Origin of the sequence: Pseudomonas sp. TH39(2020) (assembly GCF_016650715.1) — a bacterium.
GTDB classification, from domain to species: Bacteria; Pseudomonadota; Gammaproteobacteria; order Pseudomonadales; family Pseudomonadaceae; genus Aquipseudomonas; species Aquipseudomonas mandelii_C.
This window is the reverse complement of sequence record NZ_JAEKFF010000006.1, coordinates 1001379-1020778: the sequence shown is the minus strand read 5'-3', so window position 1 is coordinate 1020778 and position 19400 is coordinate 1001379. Positions and strand designations below refer to the sequence as shown.

Below are 19400 nucleotides of genomic sequence, written 5' to 3'. Positions count from 1 at the left end.
TTCAGGGTCTGAGACCCCGACTAACGGATTATCGCGTTAACGGTAACAAAGATTCACAGGATTCCCAGCTTATCGCCAACAAAGCCGACCCCTAGAATTGCGCACCTCAGGAACAACTCCCCACCTCAGGAAATCGCAGCAGTGCCGCGTCGCATCAACAGAGCGCTTCAGACGCTCAGTGTTTTGGCTTTAACCCTGGCAATCAGCGGCTGCATCGGTACCGGAGGTATTGCCCCGCAGGGCAAGGCACTGGAGGCCGATTCACTGGCCACCGACGAAGCCATCCAGAACGCTGCACAGGACGCTCACTGGCCTACCGCGCAATGGTGGCAGGCTTATGGCGACCCGCAATTGAACCGCTGGATCGACCTCGCCCTGCAAGGCAGCCCGACCATGGCCATGGCGGCGGCGCGAGTGCGTCAGGCCAAATCCATGGCCGGGATCGCCGAGTCCGCCGAGTCGCTGCAGATCGATGGCGAATCCACCCTCAAACGCCACAACTGGCCGACCGATCAGTTCTACGGGCCGGGTGAGTTGGCCAACACCACCACCTGGGACAACAACGCCGCGCTGGGCTTCAGCTATGCCCTCGACCTTTGGGGCCGCGAAAGCAACGCCACCGAGCGCGCCGTCGACATGGCTCACATGAGCGCTGCGGAAGCGCGTCTGGCCCAGCTCGAATTGCAGAACAACATCGTGCGCGCCTACATCGAGCTGTCGTTGCATTACGCGCAACGGGACATCGTCGAGGCGACCTTGAAACAGCAGCAGCAAATTCTCGACCTCGCGCAGAAGCGCCTGAACGGTGGCATCGGCACCCATTTCGAAGTCAGTCAGGCTGAAACGCCGCTGCCGGAAACCCACCGCCAGATCGATGCACTGGACGAAGAAATCGCCCTGAGTCGCAATCAGCTCGCAGCCCTGGCGGGTGTTGGTCCGGGGGAGGGCGCGCAGTTGCAGCGGCCAACGTTGTCGTTAGGCGCAGCGCTGAAACTGCCGTCGTCGTTACCCGCGCAGTTGCTCGGTCAACGCCCGGACGTAGTCGCCAGTCGTTGGCAAGTGGCGGCCCAGGCACGGGGTATTGATGTCGCTCACGCTGGTTTCTACCCCAACGTCGACCTGGTCGGCAGCCTCGGCTACATGGCCACCGGCGGTGGAGCGTTGGAGTTCTTGACCGGCAAGAAGCTCAACTACAGCGTCGGCCCGGCGATCTCGTTGCCGATCTTCGACGGCGGCCGCTTGCGCTCCGAGCTGGGTGAAGCCTCGGCCGGGTATGACATCGCCGTGGCCAAGTACAACCAGACGCTGGTCAACGCGCTGAAAAACATCTCCGACCAGTTGATCCGCCGCGAATCCATGGACAAGCAGCAAACCTTCGCCGCCGAGTCGGTGGCCACTGCGCAGAAGACTTACGACATCGCGATGATCGCCTACCAACGCGGCCTCACTGATTACCTCAACGTGCTCAACGCCCAGACCTTGTTGTTCAAACAGCAGCAGGTGCAGCAGCAGGTTCAGGCCGCGCGACTGAGTGCTCATGCTGAACTGGTGACGGCGCTCGGCGGCGGACTCGGTGCGGGCAACGATGTGCCGAAAGACAGCCAGACCGCCGTACCGAAAACCCCGGCCCTTCTTAAGTGAACACAAAACCTGTGGGAGCGAGCCTGCTCGCGAAGAGGGCGTGTCAGTCAATGATGATGTTGCCTGACACTCCGCATTCGCGAGCAGGCTCGCTCCCACAGGTTCCCAGCCTGACTGAATATCAATGAGCAGGACTCCATGACTCCCTTGCCCGCACCTTTGCGCTGGCTGTATTCCCTTGAATGGCGCCGGGGTTTCTTTGACTGGGCGCGCAGCGATGGCGTGACCTGGGTCTACATTTTCAAGGTGCTGTTCGCCGCGTTTCTGACGCTGTGGCTGGCCATGCGCCTGGAGTTGCCGCAGCCGCGCACGGCGATGATCACCGTGTTCATCGTCATGCAACCGCAAAGCGGCCACGTGCTGGCCAAGAGTTTCTATCGCTTCCTTGGGACATTGGCCGGCTCGGCGGTGATGGTCGCGTTGATTGCCTTGTTTGCGCAGAACACCGAGCTGTTCCTCGGTTCGCTGGCGATCTGGGTAGGCATCTGCTCGGCGGGCGCGGCGCGCTATCGCAACTTCCGCGCCTATGGTTTCGTGCTCGCCGGGTACACCGCGGCGATGGTTGGTTTGCCCGCACTGGCGCACCCGGACGGCGCGTTCATGGCCGCCGTGTGGCGGGTGCTGGAAATCTCCCTGGGGATTATTTGCTCCACGCTGGTCAGCGCCGCGATCCTGCCGCAATCCGCCAGTGCCGCCATGCGCAACGCCTTGTATCAGCGCTTCGGCGTGTTCGCATTGTTCGTCACCGATGGCTTGCGCGGTCGCAGTAAACGGGAGGCTTTCGAGGCGAGCAACGTGCGCTTCATCGCTGAGGCCGTGGGGCTGGAAGGGTTGCGCAGCGTCACCGTTTTCGAAGACCCGCACATGCGTCGGCGCAACGGTCGGCTCAGTCGACTGAACAGCGAATTCATGGGCATCACCACCCGTTTCAACGCCTTGCACCAGTTGCTCGAACGCTTGCGCAGCAGCGGCACCGATCACGTGGTGGCGGCGATCAAACCGGGTTTGCAGGACCTGGCCGAACTGCTCGACGGCTTCAGCGGCCGCGCCTTGACCAACGCTGATGCAGGGCGTCTGGTCATCGCGCTGACCGCCTATAAAGAAGGCCTGCCGGCGCGCGTTCGCAGCCTGCGGGCGATCTTTCAGGAGGGCGGCCCGAGCGACGCCGAGCAACTGGATTTTCATACCGCGTATGAACTGCTCTATCGCTTCGTCGACGATTTGCACGGTTATGCACAGACCCACGCGTCGCTGGCCGATCACAGCCATGCGCGCGAGCAATGGGATGAGCCGTTCACCCCGCAAACCAACTGGATGGCGTCGGCCGCCTCGGGGATTCGCGCGGCGTTCATTCTGGTGGTTCTGGGCAGCTATTGGGTCGCCACCGCGTGGCCGAGCGGGGCGACGATGACCCTGATCGCCGCCGCGACCGTGGGCCTTTCAGCGGCGACACCGAATCCAAAACGCATGGCCTTTCAGATGGCGTGCGGGACGCTCCTCGGGGCGCTGATCGGCTTCGTCGAGATGTTTTTCATCTTCCCGTGGATCGACGGCTTTGCGTTGCTCTGCGTGATGCTCGCACCGGTGATCGTGCTCGGTTCGTTCCTCACTTCAAGGCCGCAATACGCCGGTGTCGGTCTCGGTTTGCTGATCTTCTTCAGCACCGGTTCGGTGCCGGACAACCTCACCGTTTACAACCCTTACGCCTTTATCAACGACTACATCGCCATGGTGCTCGGCATGCTGGTGTGCGCGGCGGCCGGGGCGATCATTCTGCCGCCCAACAGCCGCTGGTTGTGGCGTCGGCTGGAGCAGGATTTACGCGGGCAAGTGGTGTACGCCATCAGCGGCAAACTCAAGGGTTTGGCGTCGAGTTTCGAAAGCAGTACGCGGGACTTGCTGCATCAGGCCTACGGTCTTGCAGCAGGGCAGCCGCAGGTGCAACGGGACTTGCTGCGCTGGATGTTCGTGGTGCTGGAAGTCGGCCACGCGATCATCGAGTTGCGCAAGGAACAGGCGATCCTGCCGGTGCATCCGGCCTATGCCGAATCCCAGCCGTGGCGTCAGGCGATCCGGGTGATGGGGCGCTCACTGGTGCGGCTGTTTCTGCAACCGAGCCAGAGCAATCTGGAGCGTGGATTGATCGCCGTCGATCATGCGATCAGCCGCGTACAAGCCACCGACGAACCTTTCGCGCCGCACTTCGACACCTCGGCCCTGCGTCGGGTGAAAAGCTATTTGCACTTCATCCGCACTTCGTTGCTGGACCCGCAATCACCGCTCGCCGGCTATATAAATGCCAACGCCACCGCCAAGCGCCAAGGACTTGAACATGCCTCGTGAAATCGCCTTCCACGGCGTGTACATGCCGACCATGACCCTGATGTTTTTCATCGCGGCGGCGTTGGCCTGGGCACTCGACCGGTTCCTGTCCGGATTCGATCTGTACCGCTTCTTCTGGCACCCGGCGCTGCTGCGCCTGAGTCTGTTTACCTGTCTGTTCGGCGCCCTGGCGCTGACTGTTTACCACTGAGAATGCCCTGATGAAAAAGCTTTTCAGCCTGCTCGCCACTCTATTGGTGCTGGCCCTTGCAATGTGGATCGGCCGGACCCTGTGGGTGCATTACATGGACACGCCATGGACCCGCGACGGCCGTGTGCGCGCCGACATCATCAACGTCGCCGCCGATGTCACTGGGGAAGTGGTGGACGTGCCGGTGCGCGACAATCAACAGGTGAAGAAGGGTGATTTGCTGATGCGGATCGACCCCGAGCACTACCGCATTGCGGTCAAACAGGCACAGTCGCTGGTGGCCTCGCGCAAGTCGACGTGGGAAATGCGCAAGGTCAACGCTCACCGTCGCGCCGACATGGACAACCTGGTGATCTCCAGGGAAAACCGCGACGACGCCAGCAACATCGCCGACTCGGCCCTGGCCGATTACCAGCATGCTCAGGCACAGCTCGAAGCCGCTGAACTGAACCTCAAACGCACCGAGGTCCGCGCAGCGGTGGACGGTTATGTGACCAACCTCAATGTGCATCGCGGCGACTACGCGCGCATCGGCGAAGCGAAAATGGCCGTGGTCGACATGAACTCGTTCTGGGTCTACGGCTTCTTCGAAGAAACCAAACTGCCCCACGTGCGGATCGGCGATAAAGCCGACATGCAGCTGATGAGTGGGGAAGTGTTGAAGGGGCATGTGGAAAGCATTTCTCGCGGCATCTACGACCGTGATAACCCGGAGAGTCGCGAGCTGATTGCCGATGTGAACCCGACCTTTAACTGGGTGCGTCTGGCGCAGCGGGTGCCGGTGCGGATTCACATTGATGAAGTGCCGGAGGGTGTGCTGTTGGCGGCGGGGATTACGTGCACCGTTGTGGTGAACTAGTCATTAGACCGAGTCGCGGCCTTCGCGAGCAGGCTCGCTCCCACAGGGGTTGGCGTCGTTCACAAAATCTGCATTCGAGCTCGGCCAATGTGGGAGCGAGCCTGCTCGCGAAGGGGGCAACTCGGTCCCGCAGCTAAAAGGCGACAACTCAGCCCTTGCAAAACGTCTCATGCAAATGCCGCCAAATGAGCTGGCCATCGGCCCGCTTCTCAAACACCACAGTCGAACGCCGGTCAGAGTGCAGACCGGTTGCATCCGTCTGTTGCTCGCGATAACTCACCGTCGCTCCACCGTCGTACAAAGCAATGCCACGCAACTCGCCGAGCTCAATTCTGAACCCGAGCTTCTTCCCGCCCGCCATCAAAAACAACTCACTCAACGCATCGAAATCCAGCACCCGGCCCAACGGCGAGACCATGGAAAACTGCGGCGAAAAACGCATCAGTAATTGTTCTAGCGCCGGCTCGTCTTGTTCCTCGGCCAACCATTGCTCGATGGCGACGTGGGCCTGGATCACTTCGTCAAAGTATTCGGTGTAGTCGGTCATGGAAGTGTTTCCTGAAATTTTCTGCGTTAGTTCTGACGCCATCGCGAGCAGGCTCGCTCCCACAGGGATCTTTGGTGTGAATGCAATTTATGCTACGCAGCAGAACCCTGTGGGAGCGAGCCTGCTCGCGATGGCGTCGACTCGGTCTCAGAGTTGCCCGCGCAACCCAAACCGCTTCATCAGCCCCGCCTCCAGCAGCCCTTTAGGCAACAACCCCGCCAGTAACGGTAACGCCCGACTGCCATTGCCCAGACGAATCAGGCGCGGTGGTTTGCTCTGCTGCACGGCCTTGAGCAAACCGACGGCAAATTCACTGGCCGGGGTCGGGTTGTCCTGGGAGGCCTTGGCCCGTGCGCGAATGCCTTCACGCAGCGGAAACCATGGCGATTGTTCGGTAATCAGCTGCTCCGCCTCATGGCCGGCATTCTTGGCAAAACTCGAGGCGATTGCGCCCGGCTGGACTTCCATGACCCGCACGCCAAACGGCGCCAGTTCCATGCGCAACGCATCGGTCAAGGCATGCACCGCGGCTTTCGAGGCGCAGTAGGCGCCGGCGAATGGCGTGACCAAAACCCCGGACACGCTGCCGATGTTCACCACCAGACCCTTGGCGCGACGCAGCACCGGGAACAGGGCGCGGGTGACGCCGACGATGGCGAACACATTGGTTTCGAATTGCCGCTGCATGGCCGGCACACCGCCGTCGAGCAACGGCCCCATGGCGCCATAACCGGCATTGTTGATCAGCACGTCGAGGCCGCCATGTTGCTGGTTGATGCGCTCGCTCAAGTGTTCGAGTGCTGCACCGTCGTTGACGTCCAGTTGCACGGCAGTGAAACCGGCAGCGGCCAGGGCCGTCACGTCTTCAGCCTTGCGAGCGCTGGCCCAGACGTCGTATCCGGCATTTTTGAAAACATCAGCGAGGGCGCGGCCAATGCCGCTGGAACAACCGGTAATCAACGCAACGGGCATGGCGCGGTCCTTGTGCAAAAGAAGAAGGGAATTAGTCGGAGAAACTACCTTGCAAATGCTCGGCGCGAAACTCCAGTGTTTGCGGGCGATAACCAGGGCGCAGCGGCGGCAGCGGCAAACAGTCTTCCCAGTTCGCGCCGGCCTGTAGTTCACCGGGGCCGCGATAGCGCGGGGCGGCATATTGATTGTCGGCCAGATTAACCGTATCGCCCGGGGCATAGGCGGCGATGCGCCAGCGCAGTTCGGTCAGCGGCACGTCGTTGCCGTTGTTCATTTTCAGTTGCAGGGGGCGGTCTGCCGGGCATTGTTCGGGCGCATAAGTGATGCGCAACTCCAGGCGCGCCAGTTGCTTGACCTCGCGGTTGTCCATCCAGATCACCCACGTTGCCACCACACCCAATCCAATGGCCGCCGCCACGGAGACCGGTAATGCCTTGGCCGGGTAGCGCAGCAACAAAATCAGCCAGGTAATGACCAGCAGGACGCCGATGAACATGTTTGAACGCTCCTTGAACTCGTGACCACCATCCTACCGAAGGGCTGAAGGAATGGACATTCGTCGATCAAGGGATGTTGCCGTTGGTCGGCACTGTAATTTCTGACAGTAGCCTGGCCTGTCCACGAACGGTTAGATGACTGCTGGTAAACAGGGACGCCACCGACATGCAGGCCTTGACGATGGGAATGCACCACAAAACACCCGGCTTGTCCGTTGTCGACCCGCGTGGTCTGCCGATCCGTTCGGTTGATTACTGGCGCGAGGTCGAAGGTGACCCCACTCAGGCACGCATCAATCGCACCTTTCACGATGCCGCAGGACGTGCGGTTGAACAGTGGGATCCACGGCTTTGGGCGCTGAAACAAGAAGAGCCGCTGACGCCCGCCAACCTCACCACGGTGTTTTCGCTGTCGGGTAACGCGCTGTTCACTGACAGCGTCGATGCCGGTTGGCAGCTCACCCTGCCAGGTCTGGGCAATGAGGTTTTGCTGGGGTGGGACAGTCGAGGCACCGGACGCAAGGTCGAGTACGACGATTTGCTTCGTCCCGTGGTGGTGTTCGAACAGGGCGTGGCTGAACCGCGAAGGGCGGTTGAACGCATGGCCTATGGCGGTCCCGATCATGGCGTCCGGAATCAATGCGGGCAGTTGATCCGTCATGACGACCCTGCCGGGACGGTGCTGTTCGAGGCGTTTTCAATCACCGGCCAGTGCGTGAAGCAAGTCCGTCACTTCACCCTGGACCCTGTTGCACCTGACTGGCCACAGTTGGAAGTCGATCGCCAGCGGCTGCTTGAGCCAGGGGAGGGCGCCGCTTCGACGTGGAATTTCGGTCCGCTGAATGATGTGCTGGAACAGGTCGATGCCAAGGGCAACCGCCAGGCCTTCAGCCTGACCCTTGACGGTCGCTTGCGTGAGACGCGCCTGCAGCTTCAGGGGCTGAGCACCTGGCAAACGCTGGTCAGCGATATCCAGTACAACGCCGAGGGGCAAGTGACGCACGAAACCGCCGGTAACGGTGTAGAAACCACCCTCCTTTACCGCGCAGAAGATGGCTTGTTGAGGGAGCGCCGGGCACAGGATGGGAGTGCCCGGTGGTTGCAGCATTTGATCTATGACTATGACCGAATGGGCACCGTCCTGCGCGTCGAGGACAAGGTACTGCCGGTGCGTTATTTCGCCAACCAGCGTATCGATCCGGTCAGCCGCTTTATCTACGACAGCCTTTACCAGTTGATTGAGGCCTTTGGCTGGGAAGCGGGCAGCGCCAATCAGGGACCGGCATCGGTGGGGCGGGCCGATCCGGCGGCGGTCAGCAACTATCACCAGACCTACAGTTACGACGAAAGCGGCAACCTGTTGAAGCTAACGCACGTCGGCGCGCAGGGGCCGGGACGTGATTTGAAGGCCGCGCGTGACAGCAATCGCTGTCTACCCTGGCGCAACGGCATGCCGCCCACCGAGGAAGCAATCGCCCTCGCGTTCGACAAAAGAGGCAATTGTCTGGAGCTGGATCAAGGACGGCTTATGAGGTGGGACCTGCGTAACCAGTTGCAGTCAGTCAGTCCGGTAGAGCGCGCCTCCGGGCTCAATGACCGGGAGGCCTATGTCTACGATGGCAGTGGCCAGCGCGTGCGCAAAATCCGCTCACTGAACACCAATGCCCGAACCGTGGTGGCCGAAGTACGTTATTTACCGGGGGTGGAAATTCGCACCGACAGCGGCACCGCAAAGGTGCTAGAGGTCATCACCGCTCAGGCCGGACTCAACAGCGTACGGGTGCTGCATTGGGAAACCGATCCGCCGTCCGGCGTGAGCAACGATCAGTACCGTTACAACCTGGTTGATCATCTGAACTCCTGCACGCTGGAACTCGCCGATGATGCGCGATTCATCAGCCGGGAAACCTATCATCCGTTTGGTACAACCGCCTGGTCTGCCGGCCCGAACGACACCAATGGAGATTACAAAACCGTTCGGTATTCGGGTAAGGAGCGGGATGCGACGGGCCTTTATTACTATGGGTTTCGGTATTACATACCGTGGTTGCAGCGTTGGTTGAATCCCGATCCTGCCGGGGATGTGGATGGTCTGAATTTTTATGCGATGGTCATTAATAATCCGATGACTCTTTGGGATGCAAATGGGTTAGCGAAGACTGGAAACTATGAGGTGGAAGTTGGGTTAAAACAGAAGTTGTTGCTGAAAGCGGCGAAATTGAAGAGCAAAATCAGCGTTTTTGATAAGTCATCGGGCAAGTACAAAGAGTCAAATGACTTTAAAGTTGTAGAGGTTGAAATGGAGAGCAAGTATCTGGTGAGTGGCGATGAGGTAAAGAAAAATTTGAGGGACTATAAGAATGTTTATAGTCGCCGCTTGAAAGCTTCGCCGCAAAGAAAGGTGGGAGGGGAAGAGTCTAATGATAGTCTCGGGGAAAGTGTTTCGGGTTACATGTTGCGAAGCGCCAATGACACGTTTGTGGCGGCGTCGAGCACTCTGGATGCCCCGAATATGCATCCTGATACTGTCGTTGAACGACGATTCTTTGCTGTTCTGAAAAGGGCGGATAAGAGCAAGCTACCTGAACAGCGAAAAATTTACGGGTTAACCGAGTTGAGCACTTTTACAGAAAAGGGTAGGACAGAAGTAACTGTTGTTCAAACCATCGTCCACCCTGACACCCAGGGTGCCGAGGAGCGACCGGGGGAGAAAGTGAGCAACGATGCTTCGATGGGAGGACTACCCCACATGCGAGGAGTAGGAACTTACTTGACGGTGCAGTCATTAGCGTCCGTGTCGAAGAGTATGAATGTTACAAAAGTTATAACCGAGGCGATAAATCCACGCTCCGCCAAGATCGCCAGCAAGTTCGGAGCCAAATGGGTCAAAAAAAGCTAAAACCCCCCACCCCACCCGCTGCGAAAAGGGAAGCGCAGCGGGTCGGACGGGGGCTTCTTGTGTTACAGATCAATCACTGCGATGGTTTTCACCGACACGCCGCGTTCGATTGGCACAGAGCGACGCACTCTATTAATGCCGTTGGTCGGCACTGTAATTTCTGACAGTAGCCGGGAATGTTCACGAACGGTTAGATGACCACTGGTAAACAGGGGCGACACGGGCATGCAGGCCTTGACGATGGGAATGCACCACAAAACACCCGGCTTGTCCGTTGTCGACCCGCGTGGTCTGTCGATCCGTTCGGTTGATTATTGGCGCGAGGTCGAAGGTGACCCCGCACAGGCGCGCATCAATCGCACCTTTCACGATGCCGCAGGACGTGCGGTTGAACAGTGGGATCCACGGCTTTGGGCGCTGAAACAAGAGGAGCCGCTGACGCCCGCCAACCTCACGACGGTGTTTTCGCTGTCGGGTAACGCGCTGTTCACTGACAGCGTCGATGCCGGTTGGCAGCTCACCTTGTCAGGTCTGGGCAATGAGGTGTTGCTGGGATGGGACAGTCGAGGCACCGGACGCGAGGTCGAATACGATGACTTGCTTCGCCCCGTGGCAGTGTTTGAGCAGGGCGAGACTGAGCCGCAAAAGGCTATTGAACGCATGGCCTATGGCGGGCCTGCTCTCGGCATCCGGAATCAATGCGGACAGTTGATCCGTCATGACGACCCTGCAGGGACGGTGCTGTTCGAGGCGTTTTCAATCACCGACCAATGCGTGAAGCAAGTCCGTCACTTCACCCTGGCCCCTGTTGCACCTGACTGGCCGGAGTTGGAACCCGATCGTCAGCGCCTGCTTGAGCCGGGGGAGGGCGCCGCTTCGACGTGGAGCTTCGGTCCGCTGAATGATGTGCTGGAACAGATCGATGCCAAGGAGAACCGCCAGACCTTCAGCCTGACCCTTGACGGTCGCTTGCGTGAGACGCGTCTGCAACTTCAGGGGCTGACCACCTGGCAAACGCTGGTCAGCGATATCCAGTACAGCGCCGAGGGAAAGGTTGAACGGGAAGTGGCGGGTAACGATGTAGAAACAACCCTCCTTTACCGCGCTGAAGACGGTGTGTTGATGGAGCGCCGGGCACAGGACGGGAGTGCTCGGTTGTTGCAGCATCTGATCTATGACTATGACCGAATGGGCAACGTCCTCAGCATTGAGGACAAGGCCCTGCCGGTGCGTTACTTCGCCAATCAGCGTATCGAGCCCATCAGTCGCTTTAACTACGACAGCCTTTACCAATTGATTGAGGCGTTCGGCTGGGAGGCGGGCGGCCCTAACCAGGGACCGGAATCCGTGGGGCGGGCCGATCCGGCGGCAGTCAGCAACTATCACCAGACCTACAGTTACGACGAAAGCGGCAACCTGCTGAAGTTAACGCACGCTGGGGCGCAAAGTCTGGGGCGTGAACTGAAGGCGGCGCGGTACAGCAACCGCTGCCTGCCCTGGCGCAACGGCGTGCCGCCCACCGAAGAAGCAATCGCCGCTGCGTTTGACGCCCGAGGTAATTTGCTGGAGCTGGATCAGGGACGGTTCCTGAGGTGGAACCTGCGTAACCAGTTGCAGTCGGTCAGCCCGGTGGCGCGCGAGTCGGGGCTCAATGATCGGGAGTTCTATATCTACGATGGCGGCGGTCAGCGCGTGCGCAAGATTCGCTCGTTGCAAACCAATGCGCGGACCGTGGGGGCTGAAGTGAGGTACTTGCCGGGACTTGAGCTGCGCACCGATGACGGGACCGCGAAGAGGTTGCAGGTGATTACCGCCCAGACGGGTCTCAATAGCGTGCGAGTGCTGCACTGGGAGACCGAACCACCGCACGGCATGAGCAATGATCAATACCGTTACGGCCTCGTCGATCACTTGAGTTCTTGCACACTGGAGCTTGCGAGTGATGCGCGAATCATCAGTCGGGAAACCTATTACCCCTTTGGTGAAAGCGCCTGGTCTGCCGGCCCGAATGACACCGATGGGGATTACAAAACCGTTCGCTATTCGGGTAAAGAGCGGGATGCGACGGGGCTTTATTACTATGGATATCGGTACTACATACCGTGGTTGCAGCGCTGGCTCAATCCCGATCCGGCGGGGGATTTGGATGGATTGAACCTGTTCTCGATGGTGCTGAACAACCCAATGACGTTTATTGATTCATCCGGCCTGCAACGTGATGAAGTAGGGAGCTACGAAATCAACCTCGGCACGCTTCAGCGGATGGGATTGAAGGCCAAGGCAATGGTCGCAAAAGTCGCGGTATTTGACGATAAAACCAAGGCGTTTAAAACCAGCTCCAAATTCAAAGCGGTGGAAGCGGGCGTGGACACCAAGTACGCCTTTGGCAAAGATGAGTTGAAACGCAGCTTGCTGGATTACAAAAGTGTGTACAGGCAAGCCTTAAGGATGTTTCCGGCCAGATCGGGCGAGGCCCAGAAGAATCTTGAATTAGGAGAATCACTCTCATCTTGGATGGCGGAGTTGGTGGAGGAGAGGTTTCAGAATCCCTGGATTATCGAGCCGGATTCAGGAAGTGCCGAGCCAACAACAATATACGAGGACAGGTTCTTTGCGATTCTGAAAAAAGAGGACAAGCTGAAATCTGCCGGAACCAGGCAAATTTACGCAATCGCCGCGATTTCCACCACTACGCTTAAGGGGGGGGCCAGTAATGATAATGATGTTGAGGCGAACGTGGATATTTTGGTGGCCAACCCCGCCTCCCAGCTGAAGCCAGACGAACTGAAAGAGGCCATAAACGCCGAGCTGATATCGAAAAACATCTCTAATGTACGAGGCGTGGGCAACTTTCTGACACTCAAGTCTTTGAACAGGATAAACAAGACCAGTAAGGTGGTAAAAATCACTACTCAAGCGGTCAACCCACGATCAGCGGCCATTGCCTCGAGATCTGGCGCCAAATTGACGTGATAAAAAAGCCCCCACCCAACCCGCTGCGGATAGGGAAACGCAGCGGGTCGGACGGGGGCTTCTTGTGTTACAGATCAATCACTGCGCGATGGTTTTCACCGACACGCCGCGTTCGATCGGGGTGGAACGACCGTAGATATCTTCAAACCGCTCGATATCGTCTTCGCCCAGATAGCTGCCCGATTGCACTTCGATGATTTCCAGCGAGATCTTGCCCGGATTGCGCAAGCGGTGGACCGAGGCGATCGGGATGTAGGTCGACTGGTTTTCAGTGAGCAGGAACACGTTTTCGTCGCAGGTCACTTCAGCGGTGCCGCTGACCACGATCCAGTGTTCGGCGCGGTGGTGGTGCATCTGCAACGACAGGCACGCGCCCGGTTTGACCGAGATGCGCTTGACCTGGAAGCGACCGCCCATGTCCACCGAGTCGTAGGAGCCCCACGGACGATAGACTTCACAGTGGGTCTGGGTTTCGCTGCGACCCTGCTCGTTGAGGGTGTTGACCATCTGTTTCACGCCTTGGACCTTGTCCTTGTGGGCGATCATCATGGCGTCCTTGGTTTCGACGACCACGATGTTTTCCAGGCCGATCACCGACACCAGTTTGCCGTTGCCGTGGATCATGCAGTTTTTGCTGTCCTGAATGACCACATCACCTTTGGTGACGTTGCCGTTGGCGTCTTTTTCATTCACTTCCCACAACGACGCCCAGCAGCCGACATCGCTCCAGCCCGCGGTCAGCGGTACAACGCAGGCGCGTTGGGTTTTTTCCATCACCGAGTAGTCGATGGAATTGTCCGGGCAGCAAGCGAAGGTGGCGGAGTCGATGTCGACCGTGTCGGCATCCTGCTCGCTGCGTTCCAGGGTCAGCACGCAGGTGTCGTAGATGTCCGGATCGTGTTTTTTCAGCTCTTCGAGGAAACGGCTGGCACGGAACAGGAACATGCCGCTGTTCCAGAAGTAACCACCGGACTCGACGAACTCGGTGGCGCGCTTCACGTCCGGTTTTTCGACGAAGTGCGAAACGCGGCTGACACCTTCGGGCAGCAGCGAATCATTGGCCGACTTGATGTAGCCGTAGCCGGTTTCCGGTTTGGTGGCCGGTACGCCGAACAGCACCATTTCGCCGTTTTCTGCAGCGACCGTGGCCAGGGCCAGCGCGCGTTGCAGGGCTTTCTGATCTTCCAGCACGTGGTCGGCTGGCAGCACCAACATCAATTCGTCGCGACCTTCGTTGACCAGCATCAGTGCGGTCAAGGCCACGGCTGGCGCGGTGTTGCGGCCGAACGGTTCCATCAGGATGCGCTGCACGTCCAGTTTACGGGCGGCCAGTTGCTCGTTGACGATGAAACGGTGTTCCTTGTTGCAGACCACGATGGGGGTGTCCATACCTTCGAACACCAGGCGTTCCAGGGTTTGCTGGAACAGTGTTTGTTCGCCGGTCAGGGCGAGGAATTGCTTGGGGAATTGCTTACGCGAAAGCGGCCAAAGACGTGAGCCACTACCACCTGACAAGATCACCGGAATCATGTTGTTACTCCTTGAAAATCGTATGGGTCAGAGCTACTGCGTTCTGTCGTTTCACTCTTGTTCTTATTCCGTGTCCGGGTAGCCCGTGGGCTACCCGACAAAATGATTAGCGCGTCGAAACCGGGCGTTTTACCCAGACTGGCGCCAGGCTGCTGCCGGTGCCGGTCACATACAGCACGGCGGCTTCACCGCGTTCCAGGGCAACCGGTTTCACGTCGCCGACTTTCTTTTCGCCATCGTATAGCGCCAGGCTGACTTTGACCGGGTTGATTTCACGTTCGCCACGGCCCTTGGCGGCCACGGTCGGGACCACTTCGGTCTTGCCGTCAGCGGTTTTCAGGGTCAGGGCCTTGTCGCTGAGGTTCTGCACGCGGACCAGGGATTTCTGCTTGTTCTTGAACGGCGGCTCTTCGATCAGTTGTGGTGCGCCGCTGGCGTTGTTGACCAGGGTGTAATAGTGATCACCGGCCAGTTTCACCGGCAGGGACTGGCTACCGACCTTGGCGCTGTAGTCGCCGCCCGGCATGAAGCTGAAGTCAGTGCTGGACAGCGGCGCGACTTCGGCCAGGTTGGTGGTGCCGACGGTGGCGCTGACTTCAGCGTTGCCGGCGTTGTAGACACGCACGAAGCTCGAGCCTTTCGGTGCGGTCGGGCCGTAGAGCGCGGAGTCGCCACCGGCGAAAGCGTTCATGGAAAGGACGCTGAAGGTCGCGGCCAAAGCAAAGGTCTTGGCGAGACGGCGAGGAGTAGTAGTGAAAGTCATGGTGTACCTCTCTTTCAGTTTTGCGCCCGGTCGGGCGTCTCGGATTTAGTGTTTGCTGCTACGTTTTGTTGGTTTACGCCGGCTTCTTTGAGCTCTGCGACCCACTGCGGGTCGGCGTCACCGATTTCGTTGTTCACAGGCAGATAACGTTCAGGAAACTCCCAGATCAGCACCTGTGGCGGGCTGTTCTTGAAAGCATCACTTTTCAGATAGGTGAGCATCGGCAGAATCGGGCCATGGCCGTCTTCGGCGTAATTGACCACGTCGCTGTTCAGCGCTTGTTTCAGCGCACCGACGAAGTTCCAGTTGGGGTTGGCGCTGTAGCTGGTGCCGATCAGGGCCACCGGCACTTCAGCGTTGGCGAACAGGGCGTCATCACCGGCAGGCTGGTCTTGCGCCGCGACGGTGTTGCGCTTCTGCAACGGCTCAGGCTTAGGCATCAGGTTTTCGAACAGCGGGTCCAGCGGCAGGAACAACCGCAGGTCGCCCTTGTGAGTCACCTTCTCCGCAGGTTCAGTGATGAAGTGTTGCGGCTCGCCGCTCAGCGGGGTTTTTTCGGCGATGGTTTTGGCCAGGGTCTCGGCAGCGATTTGCGCGCCTTCCGGCGTCCAGTGAGTGTCGGTGCGCAGGAACACTTGCTGACCGTCCAGCTTGGCCTTCAGCATTGGGCCGAACAGGTCGGGAGCGAGGATCTTGTTGGCCGCCACATGAGCGTGGAAGTCTTCATAGAGGTTGGCATGGATGCTCGAAGGCTTCACTTCACCCAGGTGTTCCGGGTACAGGCGAGTCTTGGCCGGCACGATCGCCATGACCAGTTTCACGCCTTTCGCCTTCAGTTCCTGGCGCACGCCTTCAACCAGCGCGTAGTTGCCTTGCAGGTTCAGCTCTTCGTTGACGATCGGGTTGAATTCCTCATCGCTGTACAACCACTGATCGCGGCCGAGCACGACGCCCGGGCGACCTTCGTTGAACAGTTTGAAATCCAGCGCAGCCCAAAGGTTGGTGCCCAGGCGCTTGATCGGAAATTCGTCGTCGTAGTGCGTCTCCACAGCTTTGGTCCAGCGGCCGTTGAGCACCGTCGTTTCGGCAGAGGTGCTGAAGCCCAGGAAACTGCGCGTGGACCACAGGCCCAGGACCAACAGCGTCACCATGAACAGGCTGATGTAGAGGATGCGTAATGAGCGGGTCATAGTCAGATCCCTCAGAACTGGAAGTAAAGGAACGGCGAGAAGCTTTGCGCCGAGAGTTTGAAAATCGAGGCGATGAACAGCACCAGTACCAGCGTGCGCATCACGTAACGAGACCAGTCCGCCGTCCAGTAGGCCGGTTGCACAGTCGCTTCAACGCCGACGGTGTAGCCAGGTTCGTGGATGCTGCCCGGGTTGTCGCCCGGTACGGCTTTGATCATTCCAGGCGTCGCGGTGGCCGGGCCATCGGCCTCGACGTTCACAACAGGCTTGGTCTTCTCAGGCGGCAGGTTGGTGTAGAAGTCACGGATGCCGAAGAACGCCAGGGTCATGTAAGCCACCACCAGAGTCGCCACTTGCAGGCCGGTGAGGCTGGCCGCGTTGAGTTCCGACAGTGACCATTCGCCGAAGCTGAACATCGCGCCGTACATACGACCGGCGACGTGCAGGTTTTCCGAGCGGAAGATTACCCAGCCCATGACCACGAGCAGGAAGGTCAGCGCCCAGCGGATCGGGTTGATGCTGCGCGGCGAGGTATTCAGGCCGAGGGCTTTTTCGATCGCCAGCCACATACCGTGCCAGGCGCCCCAGACGATGTACGTGATGTTCGCGCCGTGCCACAGACCACCGAGCAGCATGGTCAGGAACAGGTTGCGATAGGTCATCAGCGTACCTTTACGGTTACCGCCCAGCGTGATGTACAGGTAGTCACGCAACCAGGTGGACAGGCTGATGTGCCAGCGACGCCAGAACTCGGTGATCGACTGGCTGATGTACGGCTGTTTGAAGTTTTCCATGAAGCGGAAACCCATCATCAAGCCAAGACCGATTGCCATGTCGCTGTAACCGGAGAAGTCGAAATACAGCTGCGCGGTGTAGGCCAGCGCGCCGAGCCAGGCATCGCCCGTGGTCGGGTTCTGCAAGGCGAAGCAATGGTCGGCCACCACCGCGAGGGTGTCGGCGATGAAGACCTTCTTGATGAAACCCTGCATGAATCGCGTCGCACCTTCGGAGAACTTGTCGAGGGTGTGGGTGCGATTGTTGAACTGGTCGGCGAGATCGCGGAAGCGCAACACCGGACCGGCGATCAGGTGCGGGAAGATCGCCACGAAAGCGGCAAAGTCGATCAGGTTGCGGGTCGCCGGGGTATCACCACGGTAGACGTCGATGATGTAGCTGATGGACTCGAAGATGTAGAACGAGATCCCGATCGGCAACAGCACGTGGGTCAGTATGAACGGCGACAGACCGACGGAGGTCATCATCGCGTTGATGCTGTCGACGCCGAAGTTGGCGTACTTGAAGTAGCCGAGAATGCACAGGTCGACGGCCACGCCCAGGAGCAACCAGCGCTGTGCCGGTTTGGTCCGAACGCCTGCGGCACCCACTTTGAGGCCGATCCAGTAGTTCCACAGGGTGACGGCTGCGAACAGCGCAAGGAAGTCCACACGCCACCAGGCATAGAACACGTAGCTGGCGATCAGCAGCAGCAGGTTGCGATAGCGTATTCCGCTTAAGTAGTACATGCCGAGAAAGACCGGCAAGAACAAAAACAGGAACACGTTGGATGAAAATACCATCCCGGTCTCTCCATGTTTAACCAACAGTCAAGGGCCAACGGCCCCCCCAAACCCCCCACGGAATTCGGGGGGCAATACGGTGTTTCCTTGAGGGTTGTGGCTGGTCGCAAGACCGACCCCTCACCCCCGCCCTCTCCCCGGAGGGGAGAGGGAGCCTGATCTCAGTCGTTTCGGAACTTGAGATCGGCTCGATATCGCAGGTCGCCGAAGCTCGAACCGCCACCTCGGTCAGTCCCCTCGCCCCTCCGGGGAGAGGGTTAGGGTGAGGGGCTGGTTTTCAGCCCCACCACAACTCACGAACCTTTTTTGCCTTTTTCGTTGGCCGGGTCGTAGACCTTGGTCAAATCACCACCCAATCGAAAAGTCTTGAACGGCTGCATCTCGTGCTTTTTCTCAAGCACATCCGGCGAGCAGGTGTAGAGCGTGCAGAACGGTTCGAGCCAGGCGAATTTCGAGTCCTCTTTCAGGTCGGTCATGTCCTGTTCCTTACCGTTCTTCTTCTCGAATTCGTCCGGGTCTTTAACCCCGGCCAACACTCGATCACCCAGGCGTTTCAGCGCGCCGTTGTTTTCCTGACGCAAGTCCACACCGTTGACCTGAGCGAAACTGGCGATCATCGCCAGTGGCGGCAGGGCGTAGTTGTGGTAGGAGAGGGCGCGTTGCTGGCGCTTGAGTTCGTTGGGCAGGAAGCCTTGGGCGTCGATTTGATTGACGCCGACCTTGTATTCCTTCACGGACCAATCGAACAGATCGCGGCGATTGGTGGCGACCGAAGTGGCCATCACCGACCAGGCGGCCCAGTACGAGTGGTTGTTGGTCTTGTCGAGCGGCAGGTTGTCCCAATCGCTGACTACCTGATCGGCCATTTTGCTGAACCAGGCCTCAATCAGTTGCGACTCTTGCTGATGGTTCGCCAGCGGATGGGAGTCAGAGAACTTCAGGCGGATGTACGCCGACGCCATGCTGCCCAACGCCCATTTGCGCATGGACTTGCCGGTGTGGTTGAAGTCCTTGGACATCAACGCATCGGACTTGGCCCAGGCGGTCAACCAGTTCAGGGTGCATTCGAGTTGTTCCGGACGACCGTCACGCATGAACTGCATTACACGCTTGCTGGTGCCGCGTTCCATCTTGGTGATGTCGGCCGTGGTGTCGCGGAAGGCTTTTTCCGAGGCCTCGTTCAGGGTCGAACGGGCCTTGTCGGAGCCTTCGTATTTGCTGCGAAATTGCAGCGAGCCGGTGTACGGCGTCGGCATCGCATCACAGCCTTCGCTCTTGTCGCCGGTTTTGACTTTTTCAATCGGCGCGAAGTACCCCTGTGGCGGGCGCAGTGGCGCGGCGGCCTGAGTCGCACCGGCAAACATAGCCAGGCTCAGCAGGGACGGTGCGATCAATCTTTTCAAAGTTCGGGTTTGCATA

General features: G+C 59.1%; 14 protein-coding genes. 6 read left to right on the top strand and 8 right to left on the bottom strand.

Translation table 11 applies throughout. The features are described 5' to 3' along the window. The first annotated feature begins 141 nt into the window (after positions 1-141). The 4 genes from JFU47_RS12650 (at position 142) to JFU47_RS12635 (ending at position 5033) form a co-directional block, all read left to right on the top strand. Positions 142-1641 carry an efflux transporter outer membrane subunit gene (locus JFU47_RS12650; protein ID WP_201183325.1) on the top strand — a complete coding sequence of 500 codons (1500 nt, stop codon included), beginning with the start codon at positions 142-144 and terminating at the stop codon, positions 1639-1641. A gap of 138 nt (positions 1642-1779) precedes the next feature. Continuing rightward, the gene (locus JFU47_RS12645) at positions 1780-3984 is read left to right on the top strand and encodes an FUSC family protein (protein ID WP_201183322.1); all 2205 of its coding nucleotides are present in this window, start codon (positions 1780-1782) and stop codon (positions 3982-3984) included. Beyond that, positions 3974-4174 carry a DUF1656 domain-containing protein gene (locus JFU47_RS12640; protein ID WP_008153498.1) on the top strand — a complete coding sequence of 67 codons (201 nt, stop codon included), beginning with the start codon at positions 3974-3976 and terminating at the stop codon, positions 4172-4174. The genes JFU47_RS12645 and JFU47_RS12640 overlap by 11 nt, the downstream gene beginning before the upstream one ends. 10 nt (positions 4175-4184) lie before the next feature. Next, a complete protein-coding gene (locus JFU47_RS12635) occupies positions 4185-5033 on the top strand; it encodes an efflux RND transporter periplasmic adaptor subunit (protein ID WP_140684284.1) in 849 nt (282 codons plus the stop codon). A gap of 148 nt (positions 5034-5181) precedes the next feature. Here JFU47_RS12635 and JFU47_RS12630 read toward each other — a convergent pair whose 3' ends face one another. The 3 genes from JFU47_RS12630 to JFU47_RS12620 all read right to left on the bottom strand — a co-directional run bounded on the left by JFU47_RS12630 (position 5182) and on the right by JFU47_RS12620 (position 7048). Beyond that, positions 5182-5580, bottom strand: a complete 399-nt coding sequence (locus JFU47_RS12630; protein ID WP_201183320.1) for a DUF4440 domain-containing protein — start codon at positions 5578-5580, stop codon at positions 5182-5184. A gap of 147 nt (positions 5581-5727) precedes the next feature. Then, positions 5728-6552 (bottom strand): SDR family oxidoreductase, encoded by an 825-nt coding sequence (locus JFU47_RS12625; RefSeq protein ID WP_123365346.1) that lies wholly within the window; start codon positions 6550-6552, stop codon positions 5728-5730. Positions 6553-6583: 31 nt separating this feature from the next. Then, positions 6584-7048: a multidrug transporter gene (locus tag JFU47_RS12620; protein ID WP_140684290.1), complete on the bottom strand. Its 465-nt coding sequence runs from the start codon at positions 7046-7048 to the stop codon at positions 6584-6586. A gap of 167 nt (positions 7049-7215) precedes the next feature. On the opposite strand from JFU47_RS12620, the gene JFU47_RS12615 reads away from it, so the two are divergent. Both JFU47_RS12615 and JFU47_RS12610 read left to right on the top strand, forming a co-directional pair. After that, positions 7216-9948, top strand: coding sequence for an RHS repeat domain-containing protein (locus JFU47_RS12615; protein ID WP_242485118.1), 2733 nt, complete (start codon positions 7216-7218; stop codon positions 9946-9948). 225 nt (positions 9949-10173) lie between these two features. Further along, positions 10174-12921, top strand: a complete 2748-nt coding sequence (locus JFU47_RS12610; protein ID WP_242485117.1) for an RHS repeat domain-containing protein — start codon at positions 10174-10176, stop codon at positions 12919-12921. A gap of 78 nt (positions 12922-12999) precedes the next feature. Here JFU47_RS12610 and JFU47_RS12605 read toward each other — a convergent pair whose 3' ends face one another. The 5 genes from JFU47_RS12605 to JFU47_RS12585 all read right to left on the bottom strand — a co-directional run bounded on the left by JFU47_RS12605 (position 13000) and on the right by JFU47_RS12585 (position 19399). Next, positions 13000-14451, bottom strand: a complete 1452-nt coding sequence (locus JFU47_RS12605) for a mannose-1-phosphate guanylyltransferase/mannose-6-phosphate isomerase (RefSeq protein ID WP_123365348.1) — start codon at positions 14449-14451, stop codon at positions 13000-13002. Positions 14452-14557: 106 nt separating this feature from the next. Further along, positions 14558-15214: an alginate O-acetyltransferase AlgF gene (locus JFU47_RS12600; RefSeq protein ID WP_201183318.1), complete on the bottom strand. Its 657-nt coding sequence runs from the start codon at positions 15212-15214 to the stop codon at positions 14558-14560. Positions 15215-15228: 14 nt separating this feature from the next. Continuing rightward, a complete protein-coding gene (locus tag JFU47_RS12595) occupies positions 15229-16404 on the bottom strand; it encodes an alginate O-acetyltransferase (protein WP_123365350.1) in 1176 nt (391 codons plus the stop codon). 11 nt (positions 16405-16415) lie between these two features. Further along, the gene (locus JFU47_RS12590) at positions 16416-17981 is read right to left on the bottom strand and encodes an MBOAT family O-acyltransferase (RefSeq protein ID WP_201183316.1); all 1566 of its coding nucleotides are present in this window, start codon (positions 17979-17981) and stop codon (positions 16416-16418) included. Between the two features lie 293 nt (positions 17982-18274). Beyond that, positions 18275-19399: a mannuronate-specific alginate lyase gene (locus tag JFU47_RS12585; RefSeq protein ID WP_201183314.1), complete on the bottom strand. Its 1125-nt coding sequence runs from the start codon at positions 19397-19399 to the stop codon at positions 18275-18277. Position 19400: the final 1 nt, after the last annotated feature.

Bases quoted from the DNA above. Each gene is read 5' to 3' on its own strand.
- JFU47_RS12645 (WP_201183322.1), top strand. From the start codon at position 1,780: ATGACTCCCTTGCCCGCACCTTTGCGCTGGCTGTATTCCCTTGAATGG.
- JFU47_RS12640 (WP_008153498.1), top strand. From the start codon at position 3,974: ATGCCTCGTGAAATCGCCTTCCACGGCGTGTACATGCCGACCATGACC.
- JFU47_RS12635 (WP_140684284.1), top strand. From the start codon at position 4,185: ATGAAAAAGCTTTTCAGCCTGCTCGCCACTCTATTGGTGCTGGCCCTT.
- JFU47_RS12630 (WP_201183320.1), bottom strand. From the start codon at position 5,580: ATGACCGACTACACCGAATACTTTGACGAAGTGATCCAGGCCCACGTC.
- JFU47_RS12625 (WP_123365346.1), bottom strand. From the start codon at position 6,552: ATGCCCGTTGCGTTGATTACCGGTTGTTCCAGCGGCATTGGCCGCGCC.
- JFU47_RS12620 (WP_140684290.1), bottom strand. From the start codon at position 7,048: ATGTTCATCGGCGTCCTGCTGGTCATTACCTGGCTGATTTTGTTGCTG.
- JFU47_RS12615 (WP_242485118.1), top strand. From the start codon at position 7,216: ATGCAGGCCTTGACGATGGGAATGCACCACAAAACACCCGGCTTGTCC.
- JFU47_RS12610 (WP_242485117.1), top strand. From the start codon at position 10,174: ATGCAGGCCTTGACGATGGGAATGCACCACAAAACACCCGGCTTGTCC.
- JFU47_RS12605 (WP_123365348.1), bottom strand. From the start codon at position 14,451: ATGATTCCGGTGATCTTGTCAGGTGGTAGTGGCTCACGTCTTTGGCCG.
- JFU47_RS12600 (WP_201183318.1), bottom strand. From the start codon at position 15,214: ATGACTTTCACTACTACTCCTCGCCGTCTCGCCAAGACCTTTGCTTTG.
- JFU47_RS12595 (WP_123365350.1), bottom strand. From the start codon at position 16,404: ATGACCCGCTCATTACGCATCCTCTACATCAGCCTGTTCATGGTGACG.
- JFU47_RS12590 (WP_201183316.1), bottom strand. From the start codon at position 17,981: ATGGTATTTTCATCCAACGTGTTCCTGTTTTTGTTCTTGCCGGTCTTT.
- JFU47_RS12585 (WP_201183314.1), bottom strand. From the start codon at position 19,399: ATGCAAACCCGAACTTTGAAAAGATTGATCGCACCGTCCCTGCTGAGC.